The sequence below is a fragment of the Okeania sp. SIO3B5 genome, assembly GCF_010692555.1.
GTDB lineage: Bacteria > Cyanobacteriota > Cyanobacteriia > Cyanobacteriales > Microcoleaceae > Okeania.
Window position 1 is genome coordinate 1 of the sequence record NZ_JAAHHG010000521.1, and the last position, 6,943, is coordinate 6,943.

Consider the following 6,943-nt stretch of genomic DNA (forward strand, 5'->3'; position numbering starts at 1 on the left):
CCGGAGGTACTGATAATTGATATAGGACTACAAGAATTGGTTAGGACATTTTTCAATCCTAAAACCCTTTTACAGTTCCCTGTTCCCTGTTCCCTGTTCCCTGTTCCCTGTTCCCTGTTCCCTATTCCCTAGCGCGTAGCGCTATAACTGATAACTGAAATGACCACATCTTCCTCTGTTACCGTTACTGTTCCCGCAACTACCGCAAATATTGGCCCTGGTTTTGACTGCATCGGTGCTGCTCTCTCTTTATATAACCGTTTCAAATTTTCTATTACGGATAGCGCAACAGAACTAAAAATTTCTGTCACTGGCAAAGAAGCTCCACGAGTCAGCACAGATAAAACCAATCTTGCCTATCAAGCATTCGTCAAATTATATGAATATCTCAACCAAATACCCCCATCTATAGAAATAGAAATTGACTTAGGCGTACCCTTAGCTAGGGGTTTAGGAAGTTCAGCTACTGCAATAGTTGGAGGTTTACTTGGAGCAAATCAACTGGCGGAACATCCTTTAAGTCAAACAGAAGTAATGAATTTAGCGATCGCCATTGAAGGACATCCAGATAACGTTGTGCCTGCCTTACTCGGTGGCTGTTGTTTAACTGCCTCCACTCCTACTGGTTGGGAAGTCTGTGATATTCCTTGGCATTCTGATATTGTGCCAGTAGTAGCAATTCCAGATTTTGAACTTTCAACAGCAGAAGCACGACGAGTTTTACCGATAAATTACAGTCGTGCCGATGCTATATTCAATGCTGCCCATTTAGGCATTTTGTTAAGAGGTTTAGAAACTGGTAATGGAGATTGGCTAAAAGCTGGAATGCAAGATAAAATTCACCAACCCTACCGTAAGTCTCTAATCAAAGGATATGAACAAGTTAGATTAGCTGCTTTAGATGCTGGTGCTGATGAAATGGTAATTAGTGGTGCTGGCCCGACTTTATTAGCACTGACAAGTTCGACTGCAACATCAGCAGTAGTAACAGCAATGGCGGATACTTGGAAAAATCAAGGAGTAGTTACAGAAGTAAAAGCTTTGGCAGTTGACACTAAAGGAGCAGTTTGTACTTAGCTTGGTGATTTAACTCAGCGCGATCGCTACCAAAGTCAAAAGTCATAAGTTAACGGAAAGGCAGAAGAAAAAAATCTAACGTTGTCTGAGTTTTCAGCTTTTGATACAGCATATTTCGAGCAAATGAGGTACAAGCTTAAATGGTAAAATCATCGTAGCGTGGGCATCTTGCCTGCGTTTAGGCAGTCTTGCCCGCGACGGGTGTACCTCATAACAACAGAAACAGCTGTATTTCCTTACCTTTCCTTCAACTGCTATATCATAATATTATATCATGTTCGGATAATCAGTTATAAATAAAATTTCAGAACTGACAGTACCGAATAAATACTTAAATTATCTTGAAATACTTAAATTATCTTGATTTTTATCCTTTCTTCCCTCCTGACTCCTGACTTCCCCTCCTGGGAGGGGTTATATCATGTTCGGATAATCAGTTATAAAAAAACTTTATCCCTTTTAACCCTTTCTTCCCTTCTGCCTCCTGCCTCCAGCTCCCGCTGCCTTCCTTCCTCCAAAGTGTAAGTATTCAACCGAACATGATATTAGGGGTGGGTTGACTCCTGACTCCTCGCTAAGTTATTTATAAGTATTCAACCGAACATAATATTAAACGTTATTTTTCCTCAGTAGACATCTCCAGAAAAGAGGGAACAGGGAACAGGGAACAGGGAACCCACCCCTAGCCCCTCCCAGGAGGGGAGGGGAACAATTGATAATTTCTGGATAAGAATTGATTGTCTTTTTGATTTTTGGAGATGTCTAGTAGTAATTATTTAACTTTCAAAGTCCGCAAACGATTGATCGCTGCTGCCAACTCAAAACGTCGGAACATAGCTAAATCTCCTTGGGGAAAAGGAACCAAAACATCCAAACCTTTAGATTCAATATCTGCCATAATAGCATCAACAACTTCTGACAATGTTCGAGCGCCATCCATGTATTGTTTTTTAGCATAAACCATAGCTGCACCGATCGCCGTTAATTGGTCTTTACTCACTAACTGTTCGACACTAGAGAGGTCAACATCCTCGCTACCAAACACCACTTCATCAACATCTCGTACTTTTAAACGTACATCTCGTCGTCCCCGACTCGGATCTAAACTTTCTGGTAGTGGTATCCGCCCTCGAATTTCACCAAAATTTTCACCACCTTCAGAAGTACGGCCAGTAACGTGTTTTTCGGCAATCTCTTTAGCTTTTTCTGTAACTTCACTAGCTTTGAAATTTTCCATAGCAATGATTTGATCTGCCACTTCAAAATAATCACCACTACCACCCATTACCAAAATTGTTGACACTTGATAGTCAGTATATAACTGTCTTACCTTATCAATAAAAGGAGTGATCGGTTCCCCTTCCTTAGAAATAAGTTCTTGCATCCGGCGATCGCGAATCATAAAATTAGTTGCTGCCGTATCCTCATCTACTAATAAAATAGGGGAAGTAATAGCAACTTCTTCAGGTTTATCTTTTTTAATACCTATCTCCAAAGCTTCCATAATATTTGCAGCTTGAGAGGTACTACCACTAGCATTTTCAGTAGTAAATTGAGTAGTGGAACGCTCTTGAGGCAATTGATTAATAAACGGCGAAATATCTACACCTGCCACACTACGACCATCTTCTGCCCTAATTTTCACCGCTTTTGGATCTGTCACGACAAATTCACGGCCGTCACCAGGGATGTGGTTATAAACCCCATATTCAATAGCCTTGAGGATAGTAGACTTACCGTGATAGCCACCACCTACTATTAATGTCACCCCTTGAGAAATTCCCATGCCAGAAATTTTACCTTGATTAGGACATTCAAACTCCACTTCCAAAGATGGAGGAGACTGAAATGGCACTACATTCTCAGATGACAAAGGACGAGCGTCAACCCCGCTACGACGCGGTAAAATTGCACCATTAGCAACAAAAGCAACCAGATTTTTTTCTACCAATTGGTTCCGTAAAAAATCTGCATCTTCTACAGTTTCGACATGGCGACGACAAGCAGCAGCATCTAATTGTTCATATTTGAGACTCCGATGAACAATATACGGCATATCATCACACAACATCTCTGCTGCCTGTCTGCCTAGAATACGACGGCCATTTGCAGGTAATCCAACTATTAATCGTACTTCAACACCTTTTTGAGGATTGTTTTTTAATTTTATCGGTTTTCCTCTTTGTAAAGCGGGGTTTGAACCAGGAGAAACAACTTTAGGAGCTGGAGGATCTATATTAGCCAAATATACTGATGTTCGTTCCAGGACTTCCTGTCCCATTTTTGTAATTGCCACCATCCCACTTTTACCAGTGCCACGCCGTCCACTTACCTCATAAGCCATTCTGTCAAATTTACGAGTTAGGAAATCTCGTAGGGCAACTTCTCGAATTGGACTTTGATAAAGTTCTGGAGGAAAAGCAGCAACTGTATAAGGCACCTGCACCCGAAGTTTACTAGGAGCGCCAAAGGGGTCTCCCTGAATATAATCAATAATTAAGGTAAAGTCCGGAAATTCGTAACTACCTTGAATATCTCTGTAAGCTTTGTAGTTACAGTTGTCTAAGTCTAAAAGTTTCTGCCTCAGAGTTTGTTGATTAGTCATTTTTCAGGTATCAGGTGTCATTTCAGTTATCAGTTATCAGTTATCAGTTCCTCTGGCTAAAGTCAAAGGCTTGAAATACTGAAGTTTATTTTCTCTTAGTCGATTGGATATGGCGCAGGTTTCCTAGCCATCCCGGGACCGCTTTTTCATCCCTCTTCAAGGGAAAGGAGACCTTATTTTTTGGTCACTATATAAGATTTCGTAATTTAGATTTTGTATATAGATTAGAACATATCTTTCAATCAGTAACCAAAAACATTACACTATAATTTGCAATTATGGTCTAATGATAACCATTATTTTCCAAAACGTATAAGTCAATCAAAACTTTTAATTTTACTTTTGCTAAAGTACAATGTCAAGTCTAAAAATCAGAAAAATAAAGATAAGAAATATTTTACTACTGAGTATAATTAGAAAATTTCGTTGAATTTAGTTATACTGAGAGTCAGATAATCAAATAGGGTATTAGACAAACAGCAAGTCCAACTATCTAAATGAACAGCAAAAATGATGGAGCAATTCATTGGTCAAGTTTTACGCGATCGCTATCGTATCCAATCTGTACTTGGCGGTCAAACTGGTTGTAGAACTTTTCTTGCTAATGACTTACAAACAGATTTGTTGGTTGTCGTTAAGTTATTGCTATTCAGCCCCGACTTTACTTGGGAACATCTGAAACTGTTTGAACGGGAAGCTGAGGTGCTGAAATTTCTTGAACATCCCTCTATTCCTCAATACCTGGATGACTTTGATGTGGAGATAGAGTTAGAAAAAGGTTTTGCCTTAGTTCAAACTTATATTGAGGCTAAATCATTGTCCGACTGGATACAGTCTGGTCGTACCTTTACAGCGCTTTTCATTTGAGTAGACCACAAAATTATTTTTGGCGCTTAGAGTAGGGAGTAGGGAGTAGGGAGTAGGGAGTAGAAAAATGCTTTTGGGTTGCCCATACTAACTGTAGTCTATCCATGTGAAAAGCGCTATAGCGAGGATGATATCAAAGCGATCGCCAAAGAGCTATTAAAAATTTTAGATTACCTGCATAGTCGTCAACCACCTGTTATTGTCATTGCGAGGATAGGAAGCAATCTCTTAAACCACTGAGATTGCTTCCTTCCACGGAGTGACCGTCGCAATGACGATGTCAAATTACTCTTTATATCATGTCCGGTTGAATAGTTAGACTTTGGCGGAAGGAAGGCAGGAGGCAGGAGGCAGGAGGCAGAAGGTTTTCTCAAGAGTGTCACCTTAATTTTATACACGCTCCGATGCTACCGGACATGATATTACTTCCTGATAACTTCCAGAATACCTTTATCTCCATCAATATTGGCCTCTACTCCCACAGGTAAAGCAGCATTAGGACCATCGTGGCCAAAAGGAAGCTCGGAAACAATGGGAATATTTAAATCGGACAGGCGATCGCGCAATACATCTTCAACAGTAAATTCTGTATTATCCATACGGCCACCAGAAGACTGACTAAACCGCCCCAGAGCAATACCATTTACCTGCTGTAAAACCCCAGCCATCCGCCAGTGGGTCAACATTCGGTCAATACGGTAAGGAGCTTCATTTGTATCTTCTAAGGCTAAAATTGTCCCACTCAAATCTGGTTGATACTTAGTGCCTAATAAATGACCAGCTACAGTTAAATTTGCAGGCATTAAATAGCCCTTGGCCTGGCCTCCACCCCAACCATTGCCTTTTAAAGGTTCTAGGGAACGACCCTCTACTAAGTCAAATAATCGTTGAATTGACCACTCTGGTTCCGCAGCTAAAGTAGTTAATAATGGACCATGAACACAGGAAAAATTGCTAATTTTATAAAAAGTCCACAGCAGGGCAGTAATATCAGAAAAACCAATCAACCATTTAGGAGTAGGCAGTGAAAAATCATTGAGGTTTTGCCAGTTTTCCAGTAAGCGGGTTGTACCATAACCACCCCTAGAACAGAGAAGACCAGGATAATTTTCATTACTAATCGCTGCTGCTAATTGAGTAAGGCGACTTTCGTCTGTACCTGCTAAATAACCCCATTTTTCATCATAACCAGGAGTTAATTCTACTTTGTAGTTTCGCGATCGCCAAATTTCCACTCCCTTTTCAAAAGCATCTAATTCTCGCAAACAACCGCTTGGTGAAATAACTTGTAGTAAGTCACCTGGTTTTAACCAATTTTGATTTAGCATATTAAGTATGATTATTTCTATTCTGTTGTAATCCTATTCACAATTAAAATATTACGATTTCGGTCCCCTACTCTTTTATACTTAAATTCATCAACACCTTCTATCACTAAGTACATCCCCCAGCCACCAGGGTTTTCTTTTTCTAAAAGTTTTCTTTTTGTTTCCGCTGTAAAATTTTCTCTTGTTGTGGGGTCATATGTTATTCCAGTATCTTCAAGAACAATAGTGATACTTTCGGAATCTATTGTAGCTTCCAGATATATATTTCCTTCTAATCCAACTTCATTATAACCATGAGTAATAATATTTGTTGCTATTTCATCTACTGCTAAACGTAGTTTATGTGATCTGTTATTTTCTAAACCTGCTTCTGTTGCTGCTGAAACCACATATTGAGCAATTGTTTGTAAAGAGTCTAGGCTACCAGGCACTTCTAAAGGTTCCATAAATAAATACTCCTTCTTTTGAATTTTTTAGAAATAGTTTTAGTTAATTTCTACCCACCTTTAACATTCAAATATCATCAAATTATAGTAAATAGACATCTCCACCAAAAGAGGTAACAGGGAACAGGGAACAGGGAACCCACCCCTAACCCCTCCCAGGAGGGGAAAAATTGATAATTTATGGATAATAATTGATTTTATTTTTACTTTTTGGAGATATCTAAATAGTAAATATTCTACTTGGTAGTCATGCGATCACCAAATTTCTACTCCTTTGTTAAGAGCATCTAACATCATGTCCGGATAATCAGTGATGAAAAACTTATCATGAGTGCTTCAACAGTAAATCTTTCTATTTTCCCTACTCCCCTACTCCCCCGCTCCCCTACTCCCCTACTCCCCTACTATCTTATATTATAAGTATTCAACCGGACATGATATAACTCTCGCAGACAACCACTAGGTGAAATAACTTGTAGGAAGTCATCTGGTTTTAACTTCCCTGGCGGGAAGTCCCGCGCTCTCCCGTTGGCGGAGGATGGTGGCGGCAGCTATTAGGGGAGCGGAGGGATGGGAAAGCCAGGGCCTTGAGTCGGATATCTCCACAAATAAAACCTTCC

At 39.9% G+C, this 6,943-nt stretch carries 6 protein-coding genes; 3 read left to right on the forward strand and 3 right to left on the reverse strand.

Annotated features, from left to right (window positions below; genetic code table 11):
- Positions 1-159 precede the first annotated feature (159 nt).
- Complete coding sequence (thrB, locus tag F6K54_RS37190) at positions 160-1,077, forward strand: homoserine kinase (RefSeq protein WP_293088999.1); 918 nt, start codon at positions 160-162, stop codon at positions 1,075-1,077.
- A gap of 772 nt (positions 1,078-1,849) precedes the next feature.
- On the opposite strand, the gene F6K54_RS37195 is transcribed toward thrB, so the two are convergent.
- Positions 1,850-3,682 carry an ABC-ATPase domain-containing protein gene (locus F6K54_RS37195; RefSeq protein WP_293089001.1) on the reverse strand — a complete coding sequence of 611 codons (1,833 nt, stop codon included), beginning with the start codon at positions 3,680-3,682 and terminating at the stop codon, positions 1,850-1,852.
- Between the two features lie 510 nt (positions 3,683-4,192).
- On the opposite strand from F6K54_RS37195, the gene F6K54_RS37200 reads away from it, so the two are divergent.
- Together F6K54_RS37200 and F6K54_RS37205 are read left to right on the forward strand one after the other, a co-directional pair.
- Positions 4,193-4,549, forward strand: coding sequence for a hypothetical protein (locus F6K54_RS37200; protein WP_293089003.1), 357 nt, complete (start codon positions 4,193-4,195; stop codon positions 4,547-4,549).
- A 78-nt stretch (positions 4,550-4,627) separates the two neighbouring features.
- Entirely contained in the window at positions 4,628-4,789 is a 162-nt protein-coding gene (locus F6K54_RS37205) for a hypothetical protein (protein WP_293089005.1), read from the forward strand.
- Positions 4,790-4,971: 182 nt separating this feature from the next.
- Here the strand turns inward: F6K54_RS37205 and F6K54_RS37210 are convergent, their stop codons facing one another.
- Positions 4,972-5,877 (reverse strand): LD-carboxypeptidase, encoded by a 906-nt coding sequence (locus tag F6K54_RS37210; protein ID WP_293089007.1) that lies wholly within the window; start codon positions 5,875-5,877, stop codon positions 4,972-4,974.
- A 17-nt stretch (positions 5,878-5,894) separates the two neighbouring features.
- A complete protein-coding gene (locus tag F6K54_RS37215; protein WP_293089009.1) occupies positions 5,895-6,323 on the reverse strand; it encodes an ATP-binding protein in 429 nt (142 codons plus the stop codon).
- Positions 6,324-6,943: the final 620 nt, after the last annotated feature.